At 69.8% G+C, this 15,774-nt stretch carries 14 protein-coding genes; 3 read left to right on the top strand and 11 right to left on the bottom strand.

Going from position 1 to position 15,774, the window contains the following annotated elements:
- Positions 1-304: 304 nt before the first annotated feature.
- Positions 305-658 (bottom strand): iron-sulfur cluster assembly accessory protein, encoded by a 354-nt coding sequence (locus Q1V88_RS02860; RefSeq protein ID WP_300677624.1) that lies wholly within the window; start codon positions 656-658, stop codon positions 305-307.
- 109 nt (positions 659-767) lie between these two features.
- Between Q1V88_RS02860 and nadA the strand changes: the two genes are divergently transcribed.
- Positions 768-1,934: a quinolinate synthase NadA gene (gene nadA, locus Q1V88_RS02855; RefSeq protein ID WP_300677621.1), complete on the top strand. Its 1,167-nt coding sequence runs from the start codon at positions 768-770 to the stop codon at positions 1,932-1,934.
- Between the two features lie 28 nt (positions 1,935-1,962).
- Here the strand turns inward: nadA and Q1V88_RS02850 are convergent, their stop codons facing one another.
- From Q1V88_RS02850 to Q1V88_RS02820, 7 genes are read right to left on the bottom strand one after another with little or no spacing between them, the layout of a single operon-like run.
- The gene (locus tag Q1V88_RS02850; protein ID WP_300677618.1) at positions 1,963-3,372 is read right to left on the bottom strand and encodes a HAMP domain-containing sensor histidine kinase; all 1,410 of its coding nucleotides are present in this window, start codon (positions 3,370-3,372) and stop codon (positions 1,963-1,965) included.
- Positions 3,373-3,379: 7 nt separating this feature from the next.
- Positions 3,380-4,102: a response regulator transcription factor gene (locus Q1V88_RS02845; protein WP_300677615.1), complete on the bottom strand. Its 723-nt coding sequence runs from the start codon at positions 4,100-4,102 to the stop codon at positions 3,380-3,382.
- A gap of 55 nt (positions 4,103-4,157) precedes the next feature.
- Entirely contained in the window at positions 4,158-5,768 is a 1,611-nt protein-coding gene (locus Q1V88_RS02840) for an HlyD family efflux transporter periplasmic adaptor subunit (protein ID WP_300677612.1), read from the bottom strand.
- Positions 5,765-6,718 carry a DUF5666 domain-containing protein gene (locus Q1V88_RS02835; protein WP_300677610.1) on the bottom strand — a complete coding sequence of 318 codons (954 nt, stop codon included), beginning with the start codon at positions 6,716-6,718 and terminating at the stop codon, positions 5,765-5,767. Before Q1V88_RS02835 ends, Q1V88_RS02840 begins: the two co-directional genes overlap by 4 nt.
- Positions 6,719-6,728: 10 nt before the next feature.
- The gene (locus Q1V88_RS02830) at positions 6,729-7,958 is read right to left on the bottom strand and encodes an ABC transporter permease (protein WP_300677607.1); all 1,230 of its coding nucleotides are present in this window, start codon (positions 7,956-7,958) and stop codon (positions 6,729-6,731) included.
- A complete protein-coding gene (locus Q1V88_RS02825) occupies positions 7,955-8,611 on the bottom strand; it encodes an ABC transporter ATP-binding protein (protein ID WP_300677627.1) in 657 nt (218 codons plus the stop codon). Before Q1V88_RS02825 ends, Q1V88_RS02830 begins: the two co-directional genes overlap by 4 nt.
- A 41-nt stretch (positions 8,612-8,652) precedes the next feature.
- Complete coding sequence (locus Q1V88_RS02820; protein ID WP_300677604.1) at positions 8,653-9,861, bottom strand: efflux RND transporter periplasmic adaptor subunit; 1,209 nt, start codon at positions 9,859-9,861, stop codon at positions 8,653-8,655.
- A 149-nt stretch (positions 9,862-10,010) separates the two neighbouring features.
- Between Q1V88_RS02820 and Q1V88_RS02815 the strand changes: the two genes are divergently transcribed.
- Entirely contained in the window at positions 10,011-10,616 is a 606-nt protein-coding gene (locus Q1V88_RS02815; protein WP_300677602.1) for a DUF3043 domain-containing protein, read from the top strand.
- A 186-nt stretch (positions 10,617-10,802) separates the two neighbouring features.
- On the opposite strand, the gene dapB is transcribed toward Q1V88_RS02815, so the two are convergent.
- Positions 10,803-11,546: a 4-hydroxy-tetrahydrodipicolinate reductase gene (gene dapB / locus Q1V88_RS02810; RefSeq protein WP_300677599.1), complete on the bottom strand. Its 744-nt coding sequence runs from the start codon at positions 11,544-11,546 to the stop codon at positions 10,803-10,805.
- 56 nt (positions 11,547-11,602) lie between these two features.
- Between dapB and Q1V88_RS02805 the strand changes: the two genes are divergently transcribed.
- On the top strand, positions 11,603-12,118 hold the full coding sequence (locus Q1V88_RS02805; protein WP_366914056.1) for a class I SAM-dependent methyltransferase: 516 nt from the start codon (positions 11,603-11,605) through the stop codon (positions 12,116-12,118).
- An 83-nt stretch (positions 12,119-12,201) separates the two neighbouring features.
- Here the strand turns inward: Q1V88_RS02805 and Q1V88_RS02800 are convergent, their stop codons facing one another.
- Both Q1V88_RS02800 and Q1V88_RS02795 read right to left on the bottom strand, forming a co-directional pair.
- On the bottom strand, positions 12,202-13,419 hold the full coding sequence (locus tag Q1V88_RS02800) for a pitrilysin family protein (protein WP_300677594.1): 1,218 nt from the start codon (positions 13,417-13,419) through the stop codon (positions 12,202-12,204).
- 65 nt (positions 13,420-13,484) lie between these two features.
- Entirely contained in the window at positions 13,485-15,713 is a 2,229-nt protein-coding gene (locus Q1V88_RS02795; RefSeq protein WP_300677592.1) for a polyribonucleotide nucleotidyltransferase, read from the bottom strand.
- Positions 15,714-15,774: the final 61 nt, after the last annotated feature.

Here is a 15,774-nt window from a genome sequence, read left to right as displayed (position 1 = left end):
GTGCCGGCCGCGTGCGCGGGTGCGGCCTCGACGACGACAGCCGTGACCGGGAGGAGTGCCACCACAGCACCGAGCGCAGTCGCCTTCAGGCGGTTGTTCATTCGGGAGAGTCCTTTTCCTTGAAGCCATGCGCCTTTGCAGGGCCCGTCCGGCGCGCCGAGAGGACGGTGGGGCTGGTGGTCCTAGGCGCAACGTACCCCCGCCGTACGCGGCAAAACTCGAAACTCTCAGGAAATGCATAAGGCCCCTGTCCGGTCTGGACAGGGGCCTTGCAAGCCTCAGGCCGCGAGCGCGGCCGGTCGGCTCAGTGGAACGAGTCGCCGCAGGCGCAGGAGCCGGTGGCGTTGGGGTTGTCGATCGTGAAGCCCTGCTTCTCGATGGTGTCGACGAAGTCGATCGTCGCGCCGTTGAGGTAGGGGCTGCTCATCCGGTCGACGACCACGTTGACGCCGCCGAAGTCGGTGGTGACGTCGCCGTCGAGGGTGCGCTCGTCGAAGAAGAGCTGGTAGCGCAGGCCCGAGCAGCCACCGGGCTGGACGGAGATGCGCAGAGCGAGGTCGTCACGACCCTCCTGCTCGAGGAGGCTCTTCACCTTGGCCGCAGCAACAGGGCTGATGTTGATGCTGTCGGCGCGGTGCTCGAAAGTGATGTCGGTCATCGGGGCTCCCTGGTGGGTGCGAAAGGTCTGTACGTAGATCCCAAGTCTCGCACACGGTGGGTTATTCCCCCGCCCCGAATGTGAGGGCCCCGGCGCCTAGAATGTGTCCATGACAACAGTCGAGTTGCCGCTCCTCCCCCTCGGCCGCGGTGTTGACCTCACGTCCGAGCGGGGCGTCGAGTGCCCCGGCGACCTGCCGCCCGCCTCCGACCCGACGCTCGTGGCCCGAGCCCGCGCCGCCAAGGAGGCCCTCGGTGACCGGGTCTTCGTGCTCGGTCACCACTACCAGCGCGACGAGGTGATCCAGTTCGCCGACGTCACCGGCGACTCCTTCAAGCTCGCCCGCGACGCTGCGGCCCGCCCGGACGCGGAGTTCATCGTCTTCTGCGGCGTGCACTTCATGGCCGAGTCCGCCGACATCCTCACCGGGCCCGAGCAGAAGGTGATCCTGCCCGACCTGGCCGCCGGCTGCTCGATGGCCGACATGGCCCGGCTGCGCCAGGTGGAGAAGGCTTGGGAGGCCCTCGAGGCCGCCGGCATCGCCGACCAGGTCGTGCCGGTCACCTACATGAACTCCAGCGCCGACATCAAGGCGTTCTGCGGCAAGCACGGCGGTGTGGTCTGCACCTCCTCCAACGCTCAGACCGTGTTGGAGTGGGCCTTCGAGCGCGGCAGCAAGGTGCTCTTCCTGCCCGACCAGCACCTCGGCCGCAACACCGCGGTACTCAAGCTCGACATTGCGCTCGAGAAGAACGTGGTGTGGAACCCGCTGGCCGAGAACGGCGGCCTGACCCAGGCCGAGCTCGAGGACGCCACCATGATCCTGTGGAAGGGGCACTGCTCGGTCCACGGCCGCTTCTCCCCCGACACCATCGACGAGCTGCGCGCACGCAACCCCGAGACCCAGATCCTGGTCCACCCCGAGTGCGCCCACGAGGTCGTGGTCAAGGCCGACCTGGTCGGCTCCACGGAGTTCATCATCACCACGATCGAGGCCGCCCCGGCCGGCTCCTCGTGGGCGATCGGCACCGAGCTCAACCTGGTGCAGCGTCTAGCCAAGGCGCACCCCGACAAGGAGATCGTCTTCCTCGACAAGAACGTCTGCTACTGCTCCACGATGAACCGGATCGACCTGCCGCACCTGGTCTGGGCGCTGGAGTCCCTGGTCGAGGGCGTCGTGCCGAACGTGATCGAGGTCGACCCCGACACCGAGCACTACGCCAAGGTCGCCCTGGAGCGCATGCTCGACCTGCCCGGCAAGACCAGCCGCGACTAAGCCCTTCCGCAGTCCCCCGGTGGGCTGGTCACCGACCGGTGGCCAGCCCCACCGTGATGGTGGTGTCGCCCGGACGTGACGTCAGGGCGACGCTGCCGCCGTGGGCGGTCACGATCGCCTTCACCAGCGCCAGGCCGAGACCCGCACCGGAGTCGACGTCGTGGTGGCGCGAGACGTCACCCCGGGCGAACCGCTCGAACGGGTCGATCCCCTCAGGGAATCCCGGGCCGTCGTCGTGGACGACGAAGCCGGTCGGGGTGACCGTCACCGTCACCGTGGTGCCCGGCGGCGTGTAGCGGCGTGCGTTGGTGAGCAGGTTCATCAGCACCTGGTGCAGCCGCTGCTCGTCCCCGGCGACCTCGATCGGCTCGTCGGGGGCCTCCACCACCCAGACGTGGTCCGGTGCCAGCACCCGGGCGTCGGTGACGCCCTCGATCACCAGCCGACTCAGGTCGACCTCGTCGCTGGCCAGTGGGCGCCCCGCGTCGAGGCGTGCCAGCAGCAGCAGGTCCTCGACCAGGGTCGTCATCCGACCCGACTCCTCCTCGACCTTGAGCAGCGCCGTCGGCACCGCGTCGGGGCGCGCCCGCGCCAGCTCGGTGTAGCCACGGATCGTGGTCAGCGGCGTGCGCAGCTCGTGCGAGGCGTCGGCGACGAACTGACGGACCTGCTGCTCGCTGCGGTACCGCGCGGCCAGTGAGCTCTCCACGTGCTCCAGCAGGGTGTTGAGCGCCACCCCGACCCGCCCGACCTCGGTGCGCTCGTCGGTGAGCTCGCCGGGCACCCGCTCCAGCGACCCGATCTCCCCCGACGCCAGCGGCAGGTCCGCGACCGCGTGCGCGGTGGCGGCGACGTCACGCAGGGGCCTCAGCTGACGTCGTACGACGATCAGGCCCGCCCCCGCGGCGACGACCGAGCCCAACAGGACCAGGCCGACCTCGGAACGGATGAGCGATCCGACGGCGGCGTCGACCTCGTCGGTGGGCAGGCCGGTGTAAAGCCGCCCCTCGGTCACGGTGCCGTCGTTCGACAGCGTCACGTCCCGGGTGGCGACCCGGAACGAGCCCTGCCCGGGGATCGAGACCCGGTGCACGCCGGTGTCGTCGGGCAGCGCCGCGAGCCGGGCCAGGTCGTCCTTGGTCAGCTCCATGCTGGCCCCGGGCGTCTCGCCGAGCACCTGCCCGCTGCGGACGGTCCCCGCGATGACCGCGTTGAGGGTCCCGGGCGGCTGGTAGCGCCCTCCGGAGCCGGGGCCGCCGGGCTGGTTCGGGTCGGCCTGGGCGGCGAAGATCCGGACCGAGCGCCGGACGTCCTGGTCCAGGCGCGAGGTGAGGTAGCTGCGCATCGCGACCGTGGTGAAGATCGCCACCAGGGTCGAGACGGCGACCACCAGGATGACCGCCGTCACGATCAGCCTGGTGGTCAGGGTGAGCTTCATGCAGCCCTCAACTGACGGCGGGCTTCAGCACGTATCCCGAGCCGCGGAGCGTATGGATCATCGGCTCGCGTCCCACATCGATCTTCTTGCGCAGGTAGGAGATGTAGAGCTCCACGACGTTGGCCTGTCCACCGAAGTCATAGTTCCAGACCCGGTCCAGGATCTGCGCCTTCGACAGCACGCGTCGCGGGTTGCGCATCAGGTAGCGCAGCAGCTCGAACTCGGTCGCGGTCAGGTTGACCGCGTCGCCGCCGCGCCAGACCTCGTGGCTGTCCTCGTCCAGGACCAGGTCACCGACGGTCAGCACCGCGTTGGCCTGCACCCGGCGGGCGCCGGTGCGCCGCATCAGCCCGCGCAGCCGGGCCACGACCTCCTCCAGGGAGAACGGCTTGGTGACGTAGTCGTCCCCGCCCGCGGTCAGACCCGCGACCCGGTCCTCGACGGCGTCCTTGGCGGTGAGGAAGAGCACCGGCAGGTCGACGTCGATGACGCGCATCCGGCGCAGCACCTCCAGGCCGTCGAAGTCGGGCAGCATGATGTCGAGGACGACGGCGTCGGGCTCGAACTGCCGGGCAGCGGAGACCGCGTCGGCGCCGGTGAGCGCCGTCTGGACCTCCCAGCCCTCGTAGCGCAGTGCCATCGCCACCAGCTCGGCGATGTTGGCCTCGTCATCGACCACCAGCACCCGTAGGGGCGAACCGTCACTCCGGGTCAGCGTGCTCTCAGCCACTGACCAATCTTCGACCTTCTGTCTGTGAGTCCGCTGTGAGTGGGTCCTCGTTCGCTCAGCGACCACCGGGACCACCGCCGGAGAAGCCGCTCATCCCGCCGCTGCTGCTGAAGCCACCTCCGCCGAAGCCGCCGCTGCGGCTCGACGTCGAGCTCGTGGAGCTGGTCGGCAGGTCCGCGTCCAGGTCGGCCAGGGCGACCTTCTGGCCCTTGGTCAGTCCCTGGGTGACCTCGGTCAGCACACTGCCGACCACACCGGTGGTGACCCGTGCCGTGGTCGTCGTACCGTTCTTGACCACCGTCACCGACCCGTTGGAGATCGCGCTGGTCGGCACCGTGAGCACGTCGGTGGAGGTGCTCACCACGACGTCGACGGCCGCGGTGGTGCCGTTGGGCAGCTGCACGCTGGTGTCGTCCAGGGTGATCGTGACCGGGTAGGTCGAGCTCGACGACGCGACGTGACCCACCCGGGTCACCTCCGCCTTGAGAGCCTCGTCGGCGCCGGCCGGCGTCACCTCGGCGCTCTGGCCCGCCTTGAGCTGAGCCGCCTGGGTCGCCGTCACGGCGAGCGTCGCCGTGGTCTGGCCGCTGCCCAGCAGGACCGCGATCGCGGTGCCGGCGCTGGTCGAGCCGCCGACGGTGCCGGAGACCGAGGCGATCTTTCCGCTGTACGGCGCGGTCAGGACCGCCCCGCTCAGGTCGGCCTGCGCCGAGACCAGGTCGGCCTCCGCGGAGTCGATCGAGGCCTGGTCCTTGGCCAGGTCGGCCGCGGTCACGGTGCGCGAGCCGCCACCGGCCGAGCCCGACGCCGAGGACGAGCCCGACGATGAGCCCGAGGAGCCACCCGCCGTGCCACCCGAGGCGCCACCGGAGGTGCTGGAGCCGCCCGCGGACGAGCCGCCGGCACCGGAGCCGCCCGAGGACGAGCCCAGCGAGGCGGCCAGGGAGGAGAGTGCCTTGGCCAGCGCCGTCTGCGCGGTCGAGGCCTTCTCCTGCGCGCTCACCACATCGGCGATCGCGTCGGTGCAGGCCTGAGCCGTCGGGTCGGCCGTGCACGCGGTGGACTGGGTCGACAGCGCCGTCGTCGCATCGGCCAGGGCCGAGGTCGCCGCGCTCTGGGCGCTGGTGACGGCGTTCTGGAGACCGGCGAGCTTCTGCGCCGCGGCCTTGGCCTGGGCCGCAGCGGCGGCGGCCTGGGCCTTCGCCTCCTGGGCGGCCTTGGCCGCCGCAGCAGCCTGCGCCTTGGCCTGCTTCTTCGCCTTCGCCGCAGCCGCCTCAGCCTCCGCCTCCGCCTCGGCGGCGTCGACCTGAGCCTGCTTGTCCGAGGCGAGCTGGGCCTTGGCCGAGGCGAGCGTGGCGTTCGCCTTGGTGACCGCCGCGTTGAGCGACGTACGGTCCAGGACGGCGATGGTCTGGCCCTTGGTCACCTTCGTGCCGACCCCGACCTTGAGCTTGGCGATCGTGCCCGAGGTGGTGAAGGAGAGGTTGGCGGTCGCCGAGCGGGTCAGCGTCCCCGACAGCGCGAGCGTCTTCTCGACGTCGCCGGTCGTGACGGTCGCGAGCCGGTAGTTCGGGGCGTCGTCGGCCGTCGCGGCCCGGAACCCCCATCCCCCACCGGCGACGATCACCGCGACGCCTGCGGCGGCGCCGATCCGGCGTACCCTCACGAGGCGCTCCCGCTGGTGGAGCCCGACTGGCTGCCCTGACCGCTCTGACCCTGGCCACGTCCGCCACCGAAGCCGCTGGTGCAGGCACCGTCGACCGCCGGGGTGACCGCGATCGAGGTGGCCGCGACGGCGCCGGTGGAGTCGGACTCACCCTGGGCCATCACGCACACGCCGGTCTTGACCGCCGAGGAGGTGGACTTCTGCGTCGCGGTGTAGGTGGTCGAGGAGGAGACGGTGACCTTGACCGTGCTGGTCGAGGAGTCGCTGCTCGACGTGCTGGAGCTGGCGTCGGCGCCGGGCTGGCCGGGCATCGAGGACTCCACCGTGAAGCCGCTGCCCGAGACCGCCGTCACCTTGCCCATCGTGCCGAAGCCGCCACGACCGCCGGCACCGCCCGACGGCGCGCCCGAGGGCGCCGAGCCGCCGGTGGGCATGTCACTGGGCGCACCGCTGGGCATGTCACTGGGCATGCCGCTGGGGGCACCGCTGGGTCGGGTGCCACCGCCGCCGCCCATCGAGCAGGTGCCGTCGCTGGAGGCGGCGAGCACCCGGACCGTGCCGGCCGCGACCTCGGAGCTGTTCGAGCTCGACGACGTATCGGCCGCGGTCACCATCACGCACGAGCCGACCTTGACCGAGGACAGCTTGGCCGCGACCTGGGCGGTGAACGTGGTCGAGTCCGACCAGGTGACCGCGACCTGGCCGTCGGAGCTGGTCTGCACCTGGGCGGTCTTGCCCGACACGTCGGCCACCAGGCCGCTGGTGCCCTGCTTGGCACCGCCGAACTGGTCGGTCGAGGAGCTGCCACCGGCAGCCTGCGACGGCGAGGACGAGGCCGTGGACGACGTGTCCGAGCCACCGCCGCACGCCGCGAAGAGGCCGAGCGAAGCAAGGGTCAGGGCGGCGAACGCCGGTCGGACCGTACGTCGGAAGGGGGTCGTGCTGGTCATGATGAGGTTCCTATTCGCTTCGAAGGGCGTCGATGGGAGTGAGGCGGGCGGCACGGCTGGCGGGGTACACGCCGAAGCCGATGCCGAGCGCCAGGGAGGTGCCGAGGGCGGCACTGACGGCGATCGCCGACATGGAGACGGGCTGGTCGATCAGGCTCGGCAGGATCCACGAGCCGAGGAATCCGATCGCCACACCGATCAGGCCGCCGAGCAGGCCGAGAAGCGACGCCTCGACCAGGAACTGGCGACGGATCACCGCCGGCGTCGCGCCGATCGCCTTGCGCAGACCGATCTCGCGGATCCGCTCGGTGACCGAGACCAGCATGATGTTCATCACGCCGATGCCGCCGACGAGCAGCGAGATCGCGGCGATGCCGGCGAGCAGCACCGTCATGGTCTTGTTCGTCGAGTTCGCGGTGGAGACCAGGGAGGCCTGGCTGGAGATCGAGAAGTCGGCGCTGGAGGACGCCACCCCGTGGCTGTTGAGCAGCAGGGCGTTGATCTCCTGGTAGGCACCGCTGAGCGTGTCCTGCGAGGCGCCCTCGACGTAGATCGTCGACACGCTCGAGGAGGACGAGCCGGTGATCCGCTTCTCGGTCGCGATCGGCATCACCGCGACGTCGTCCTCACTCGTGCCCGAGGACGAGGCGCCGCTGCTGGAGAGCACCCCGATCACGGTGAACTCGGTGCCGGCGATCTGCACGGTCTGGCCGACCGGGCTGATCGGACCGCTGAACAGTTCCGAGGCGGAGTCGCTGCCCAGCACCACGACGTTGGCGCCGGAGTTGGCCTCGGCCGAGGTGAAGAACCGGCCCGAGGAGACCTCGCGGGCCCGGACGTCGAGCCAGGACGGCGTGGTGCCGACCACCGAGGAGGTCCAGTTGGTCTCCCCCGCCGTGATCGACAGGCTGGTGGAGGCCACCGGTGCCACCGCTGCCACGTCGGGCACGGCGGTCTTGTCGGCGATCGCCTCGGAGTCCTGGAGGGTCAGGGTGGTCGCCGACCCGAAGCCACCGCGGACACCGCCGCTGCTGGTGGTCGAGCCCGGCGAGACGATCAGCAGGTTGGAGCCCAACGCGCTGATCTGGTCCTTGACCTTGTCCTGGGCGCCCTGGCCCAGGCCGACGGTGAGGATCACCGACGCGATGCCGATCACGATGCCGAGCATCGTCAGGATGCTGCGCATCCGGTGGGCTCGGATCGCGTCGGTCGCGGTCCGAAAGGTGTCGAGCCAGTTCACGAAGCAGCCACCATCTCGTCGGAGGTGATCAGGCCGTCGCGGATCACCAGGTTGCGTTGCGCCCGCGCCGCGACCTCGTGCTCATGGGTGATGAGCACGATCGTGCGGCCGCTGGCGTGCAGCTCGTCGAGCAGACCCAGGACCGCCTCGGTGGAGGCGGAGTCGAGGTTTCCGGTCGGCTCGTCGGCCAGGATGATGTCGGGCTCGGTGACCAGGGCGCGGGCCACCGCGACCCGCTGCTGCTGACCACCGGAGAGCTGTCCGGGGCGGTTCTCCACCCGGTCGCCCAGACCGACCTTCTCCAGGGCCGCCACCGCGCGGGCGCGCCGCTCGGAGCTGGGCACGCCGGCGTAGAGCAGCGGGAGCTCCACGTTGCGCCAGGCCGGCAGGCTGGTGAGCAGGTGGAACTGCTGGAACACGAAGCCGATCCGACGGTTGCGGACGTGGGCCAGCTGGGCCTCCGTCATCGTCGAGACGTCCTCGCCACCGAGCTTGTAGACCCCCTGCGTGGGGGTGTCCAGGCAGCCGAGCAGGTTCATCAGGGTGGACTTGCCGGAGCCGGACGGGCCGATCACGGCCACGTACTCGCCCTCGTGGATCGTGGTGTCGATGCCTCGCAGGGCCTCGAACTCGATCGAGCCGGTGCGATACATCTTCCGTACGCCGTCCAGGGAGACGACGACCTCGGCGCCGCTCACTGGCCACCGCCGGGGAAGCCACCCGACGGCATGCCGCCACCGCCACCGGGCATGCCGCCCGAGGGCATGTTGGACATGTCGGGCATCTGGCTGTCGCTGCCGGACTTGCCGCTCGAGCCCGAGCTGGTCGGCCGGGTGAAGCCCGGGACCACGACCTTGTCGCCCTCGGACAGGCCCTTGGTGATCACGGTGGAGGCGCCGTACGTCTCGCCGACGGTGACGACCTGCTTGACGTTCTTGCCGTCGACCACCTTGGTCACGTACGTCTCGTCGCCGCTGGTCTTGAGGGCGCGGGACGCGACCGTGATGACGTTATCGGTCTGCTTGACGATGATCGAGGCCGTGACCGACGTACCGCTGAAGAGGTCGTCACGCTTGCCGGTGACCTTGATCGTGACCGGGAAGACGGCCGCGCCGCTGCTGCTGGTCTGGGCGACCATGCCGACGGACTTGACCGTGCCGTAGATGGTGTCGCTGACGCCGGTGACGGTGAGCTGGGCCTGCATGCCCTTCTTCACCGAGTCGACGTCGGAGCTGGCGACGGTGGCGTCGACGAGCCAGGTGCCGTCGCTGACGATGGAGACAGCGGTGGTGGAGGACGTGGAAGCGGTGTTCGACACGCCCGAGGAGGAGCCTCCCGAGGCCGAGGAGCCGCCACCGGACGAGGAGCCGACGGTGTCACCCTTGGCGATGCCGACGCTGGTCACGGTGCCGCTGATCGTCGCCTTCAAGGTGGCGTCGGAGACGGACTGGACGGCGGAGTCGTAGTTGTCCTGCGCCGAGACGATGGAGGCGCGGTCCGAGGCGATCTGGACGGCGCTGGCGTCGTCGTCGATGTCGGTGGACAGCTGGGTCTTCGCCGCGCTCAGCTGCGCGGCGGCAGCGGTCCGGGCCGCGACCAGCGACGTGCTGTCGACGGAGGCCAGTTTTTGCCCCTTGGCTACTGTGTCACCCTCAGCGACATAGACGTGCGTCACAGTGCCGGAGACGGAGAAGTCGAGGTCGGCCGAGCTCGACGGGGAGATGGTCCCCGAGGCCGAGATCGTCTGCTTCACGGTCTCGGAGGTGACGGTCGCCGTGGTCGCAGCGGTCGTGGAACTGGAGGAGTCGTCAGGTTTGAGAAGCAGCCACCCGCCGACACTCGCCGCCGCCACCAGGACGACGGCGGCACCGATCCACCACCACTTCGAACGTAGTCTTCGCACAATCTGACTCTCTCCTGACCGTCTGAGAGAGCCTGGGGACAATTGCTGAGATCCCTCTGTGAGGCTCCGTGCGGGTAGGCTGAGGCGTCTTTTCGAATCTCTGATCGCCTCGTCTCAGGCGTCGACAACCGAGAAAAAGGGTCACTTCCGTGTTTGGTCGCAAGTCCGCATCGTCCGTCTCCGCCGAAACCGCCACGGACGAGACCACCCACTCCAAGGTGGGAGGCAAGGGCCGACCGACCCCGACCCGCAAGGAGGCCGAGGCAGCCCGCCTCGCCAAGGCCCGCAAGCCGCGCACCCGCAAGGAGGCCGCCGCGGCCGAGCGTGCCCAGCGCTTCGACAACAGCACCAAGATGCGCCAGGCGATGAAGACCGGCGACGAGCGCTACCTGCCCAGCCGGGACAAGGGCCCGGTGCGCCGGTTCGTGCGCGACTACGTGGACTCCAAGTTCACCATCGCCGAGCTGATCCTGCCGCTGCTGGTGATCACCCTGGTGATGGGCTTCGTCTCGGGGCAGAACAAGCAGCTGGTGGCGTTCAGCAACGCCTTCATGATGCTGATGCTGCTGGTCACCGCCGCCAACCTGATGATCATCTGGTTCGGCCTGCGTCGTGAGCTCTCCCGCCGCTGGCCCGACCTGACCCGTCGCGGCCTGGCGTACTACGCCTGCATCCGGACCCTCCAGCTGCGCGTCCTGCGGATGCCGAAGCCGCAGGTCAAGATCGGCACGAAGCTGCCCGAGACCTACCGCTGAGCGGTCGGCTCGCCGACGTACGAAGCCCCGGGCGCCTCTGAGTGAGGCGGCCCGGGGCTTCGTCGTACCGGCGCTGATTCCGGGGGCGAACCCGGATCTCGGCGGTGGTGAACCCGGATCTCGGCGGTGGGAAACCCGGATCTCGGCGGTGGGAAACCCGGATCTCGGCGGTGGGAAAGCCGGATCTCAGAGGTCGAGGAAGTGCTCCAGGCCGACGGTCAGGCCCGGGGTGCGCTGCACCCCGGCGATGCCGGCGACGACGCCGGGCACGAACCCGGCCCGGTCGAGGCTGTCGTGGCGGATGGTGAGGGTCTCCCCCGGACCGCCCAGGATGACCTCCTGGTGGGCCACCAGGCCACGGATGCGCAGGCTGTGGACGTGGACGCCGTCGACGACGGCGCCGCGCGCACCGGGCAGCTCCTGGGTGGTGGCGTCGGGCACCGGTCCGAGGCCCGCCTCGCGCCGCGCCGCGCCGATCAGCTCGGCCGTGCGCCGGGCGGTGCCGCTGGGCGCGTCGGCCTTCGTCGGGTGGTGCAGCTCGGCGATCTCGACCGACTCGAAGTGCGGGGCCGCCAGCGCCGCGAAACGCATCATCAGGAGCGCCCCGATGGAGAAGTTGGGGGCAATGACCACACCGACCCCTGAACGGGCCTCCAGGAGGCCCCTGAGGGCCTCCAGGCGGCCTTCGTCGAAGCCGGTCGTCCCCACGACGGCGTGCAGGCCGTGCTCGATGGCGAACTCGAGGTTGCCCATCACCACCTCGGGGTTGGTGACGTCGACGACGACCTCGGCGCCCGCGTCCACGATGGCGCTGAGCGGGTCCTTGCTCCCGATCCGGGCGACCACCTCGGTCCCCGCTGTCGCCTCCAGACCGGCCACGATCGCCGATCCGAGCTTCCCGTACGCACCAAGCACAGCCACCTTCGTCACGCGCCAGACCCTACCGGTCGCACCACTCGTGAGGGCGATCTGGCAGGCTTGCCCCTATGCCGGTTCAAACAATCCCCGCGAGGATCCGTTGGGCTGTGGATTTCATGGACATCCGCCCCAACGACCACATCCTCGAGGTGGGATGCGGCCCCGGGGCTGGGGCCGAGCTCATTTGCAGTCGCCTGGAGACAGGCAAGTTGTTCGCTATCGACCGCTCGGAGTCGGGCGTCGACCGCACCAAGCGGCGGTGTGCGAAGTTCGTCGAGGCAGGCAGGCTCACTGTCCGCCAGATCGACCTCGCCACGCTGCGTGTCCCGGTGAAGCGCCTGCACAAGGTCTTCGCCTTCAACGTCAACCTCTTCTGGGTGCGTGAGGCGGCCGAGGAGATCGCGCTGCTGCACGAGCGCCTGCTGCCCGGTGGCTCGGTCTTCCTGTTCTACGAGTCGACCCACCGCGAGCAGGTCCCGACGATGGTCGAGAACGCCTCCCGCCAGCTTCAGGCGGCCGGATTCCGGGTCTCGATCGTGGACCAGAAGGTGCCGGCCGTGATCGGCATCATCGCCAAGAAGTAGCAGCTCGTCCGAGAAATGCCAGGAGCCGGCAGCGATCCATGATCGCTGCCGGCTCCTGGCGTTGCGTCGCCGCGTCGGCGTCCTCAGCGCGAGGGACCCACCAGGGCGAGCACCTCGGGCCGACGGAAGATCTCCGCGGCGATCTCGGCGCACTCCTCCAGGGTCACAGCAGCGATCCGGTCGAGCACGTCGTCGATGCTGAGCGTCGCGGCATGGGTCAGCTCGGCCTTGCCCAGACGCGACATCCGTGACGCCGAGTCCTCCAGACCGAGCACCAGTCCCCCACGCAGCTGGCCCTGGCACATGGCCAGCTCCTCGGCGGTGATCCCGCCCTCGGCCAGCCGCGCCAACTCTGCCCGTACGACGGCCAGGGACTCGTCCAGCTTGGCCGGCAGGCAGCCCAGCGCGACGCCCACCACACCGGTCTCGGCGTGGGAGGAGGCGAACGAGTACACCGAGTACGCCAGGCCGCGCCGCTCCCGGACCTCCTGGAAGAGGCGCGAGCTGGTGCCGCCACCGAGGGCGGTGGTCACCACCGAGAGCGCGAACCGACGGTCGTCGTCGCGCGCCAGGCCCTCCATCCCGAGGACGAAGTTGACCTGCTCGAACGGCTTGGACGAGCGCACCTCGCCGGGCTGGACGCCCAGCGGGTCGCCGCCACGACAACGAGCGGGCTCGGCGACGCCGTCGAGGAAGCCGCCGGCGGCGAAGGCCCGCTCCACCATCGCGACGACCTCGTCGTGGCGCAGGTTGCCGGCGGCCGCGACGACCATCGACTCGGCGCGGTAGTGGTCGCGGTAGAACTGCCAGATCTGCTCACGGGTCAGCTCCGTGATCGACTGATGCGTGCCGGCGATCCCCCGGCCGAGCCGGGTGTCGGCCCCCCAGGCCTGGGCGGCGAAGAGGTTGTGCACCACGTCGTCGGGGTCGTCGTCGTGCATCGCGATCTCGTCGAGGATCACCTCACGCTCGGCCTCGACGTCGTCGGGGGTGAGCAGCGAGGAGGTGATCATGTCGCCGAGCACGTCGACGGCCAGCGGCAGGTCCTCGTCGAGGACCCGGGCGTGGAAGACGGTGTACTCCTTGGCGGTGTACGCGTTGAACTCCCCGCCGACCTCGTCGAGCGCGAGCGAGATCTCGAGCGCCGAGCGCGTCGGGGTGCCCTTGAAGAGCAGATGTTCCAGGAAATGCGAGCAGCCATGGAGGCTCTGGCCCGACGTGGTGGCGTCCTCGTCACGAGAACCCACGCCGACCCAGACCCCCACAGCAGCCGAGCGCACGCCGGCCATCTCCTCCGTCACGACCCGAAGGCCGCTGGGAAGGATGGTCCGGCGCACGCCCGGCGAAAGCTCGAGAGTCGAGCTGGTCACTCCTGCGTCGACTCAGCCTTCTCGGCCTCAGCAGCCTCGGACTCCTCGACCACGGGGGCCAGGGAGAGCTTGCCGCGGTCGTCGATCTCGACGATCTCGACTTGGATCTTCTGACCCACCTCGACGACGTCATCCACGGACTCCACGCGCTTGCCGTCGTTGAGGGCACGCAGCTTGGTGATGTGGAGCAGGCCGTCCTTGCCCGGGAGCAGCGAGACGAAGGCACCGAAGTTGGTCGTCTTCACGACCGTGCCCAGGTACTTCTCGCCGACCTCCGGCATGGTCGGGTTGGCGATCGCGTTGACCGCGGAGCGGGCGGCCTCGGCCGCGTCGCCGTTGGTCGCGCCGATGTAGACGGTGCCGTCGTCCTCGATCGAGATCGTGGCGCCGGTGTCCTCCTGGATCTGGTTGATCACCTTGCCCTTCGGCCCGATGACCTCGCCGATCTTGTCGACCGGGACCTTGACGGTGATGATGCGCGGCGCGTGCGCCGACATCTCCTCCGGGCCGGAGATGGCCTCGGACATGACGTCCAGGATCGCCAGACGGGCGTCCTTGGCCTGGCCCAGGGCCGCAGCCAGGACCTCCGCCGGGATGCCGTCGAGCTTGGTGTCGAGCTGGAGCGCGGTGACGAACTCGCTGGTGCCGGCGACCTTGAAGTCCATGTCGCCGTAGGCGTCCTCAGCACCGAGGATGTCGGTCAGCGCGACGTACGTCGTCTCGCCGTCGATCTCGCCGGAGATGAGGCCCATCGCGATACCGGCGACGGGAGCCTTCAGCGGGACGCCGGCCTGGAGCAGGGAGAGCGTCGAGGCGCAGACCGAGCCCATCGAGGTGGAGCCGTTGGAGCCCATCGCCTCGGAGAGCTGGCGGATCGCGTAGGGGAACTCCTCGCGGGTCGGCAGCACCGGCAGGAGCGCGCGACGGGCGAGGGCACCGTGGCCGACCTCACGACGCTTGGGCGAGCCCACGCGACCGGTCTCACCGGTGGAGAACGGCGGGAAGATGTACTTGTGCATGTACCGGCGGTGCTTCTCCGGGCTCAGCGTGTCGAGCTGCTGCTCCATCTTGAGCATGTCCAAGGTGGTGACACCGAGGATCTGGGTCTCGCCACGCTCGAAGAGCGCCGAGCCGTGGACGCGCGGGATGACCTCGACCTCGGCGTGCAGCGGACGGATGTCGGCCAGGCCACGACCGTCGATGCGGACCTTGTCGCGCAGGACGCGCTCGCGGACGAGCTTCTTGTTGACCGAGCGGTAGGCAGCACCGATCTCGCCCTCGCGGCCCTCGAAGTCGGCAGCGATCTTCTCCAGCAGCGCGGCCTTGATCTCGTCGAGCTTGGCCTCGCGCTCCTGCTTCGGGCCGATGGTCAGCGCGGCGGCGACGTCGGTGGCGACAGCGCCCTCGACGGCGGCGTACACGTCGTCCTGGTAGTCCAGGAAGATCGGGAAGTCAGCGGTCGGCTTGGCGGCCTGCTTGGCCAGCTCGGCCTGGGCCTCGCACAGCTGCTTGATGAAGGGCTTGGCGGCGTCCAGACCCTCGGCGACGATGGTCTCACTGGGAGCCTTCGCACCGTTCTGGATCAGGCCCCAGGCCTGCTCGGGAGCCTCGGCCTCGACCATCATGATGGCGACGTCACCGGTCTCGGTGACGCGACCGGCGACGACCATGTCGAAGACGGCGTCCTCGAGCTGGCTGTGCGTCGGGAACGCGACCCACTGGCCGTCGATCAGGGCGACGCGGGTGCCACCGACGGGGCCGGAGAACGGCAGGCCGGAGAGCTGGGTCGACATGGAGGCGGCGTTGATCGCGAGCACGTCGTAGGGCTGGTTGGGGTCGAGCGCCATCACGGTGATGACGACCTGGACCTCGTTGCGCAGACCCTTCTTGAAGGTCGGGCGCAGCGGGCGGTCGATCAGCCGGCAGGTGAGGATCGCGTCCTCGCCGGGGCGACCCTCGCTCCGGAAGAACGAGCCGGGGATCTGACCCACGGCGTACATCCGCTCCTCGACGTCGATGGTGAGGGGGAAGAAGTCGAACTGGTCCTTGGGCTGCTTGCCGGCGGTGGTCGCCGAGAGCAGCATCGTCTCGTCGTCGAGGTACGCCGTGACGGCGCCGGCCGCCTGGCGGGCCAGCAACCCGGTCTCGAACTTCACGGTGCGCTGGCCGAACTTGCCGTTGTCAAGAGTGGTCTCGACGGCGGAAATGACGGGTCCCTCAGTCAAGGGGCTCCCTTTCTCTTCGCGGAGCGATCCGCGACGCCGCCCACGGGAGTGCCGGTCTTCG

This window comes from Nocardioides sp. (assembly GCF_030150155.1).
Lineage (GTDB): Bacteria > Actinomycetota > Actinomycetes > Propionibacteriales > Nocardioidaceae > Nocardioides.
Note: the sequence above shows the minus strand (reverse complement) of the source record. Positions and strands in the feature narration are given on the sequence as shown.

Bases quoted from the DNA above. Each gene is read 5' to 3' on its own strand.
- Q1V88_RS02860 (WP_300677624.1), bottom strand. From the start codon at position 658: ATGACCGACATCACTTTCGAGCACCGCGCCGACAGCATCAACATCAGC.
- Q1V88_RS02805 (WP_366914056.1), top strand. From the start codon at position 11,603: ATGCCGGTTCAAACAATCCCCGCGAGGATCCGTTGGGCTGTGGATTTC.
- Q1V88_RS02825 (WP_300677627.1), bottom strand. From the start codon at position 8,611: ATGTATCGCACCGGCTCGATCGAGTTCGAGGCCCTGCGAGGCATCGAC.
- Q1V88_RS02835 (WP_300677610.1), bottom strand. From the start codon at position 6,718: ATGACCAGCACGACCCCCTTCCGACGTACGGTCCGACCGGCGTTCGCC.
- nadA (WP_300677621.1), top strand. From the start codon at position 768: ATGACAACAGTCGAGTTGCCGCTCCTCCCCCTCGGCCGCGGTGTTGAC.
- Q1V88_RS02850 (WP_300677618.1), bottom strand. From the start codon at position 3,372: ATGAAGCTCACCCTGACCACCAGGCTGATCGTGACGGCGGTCATCCTG.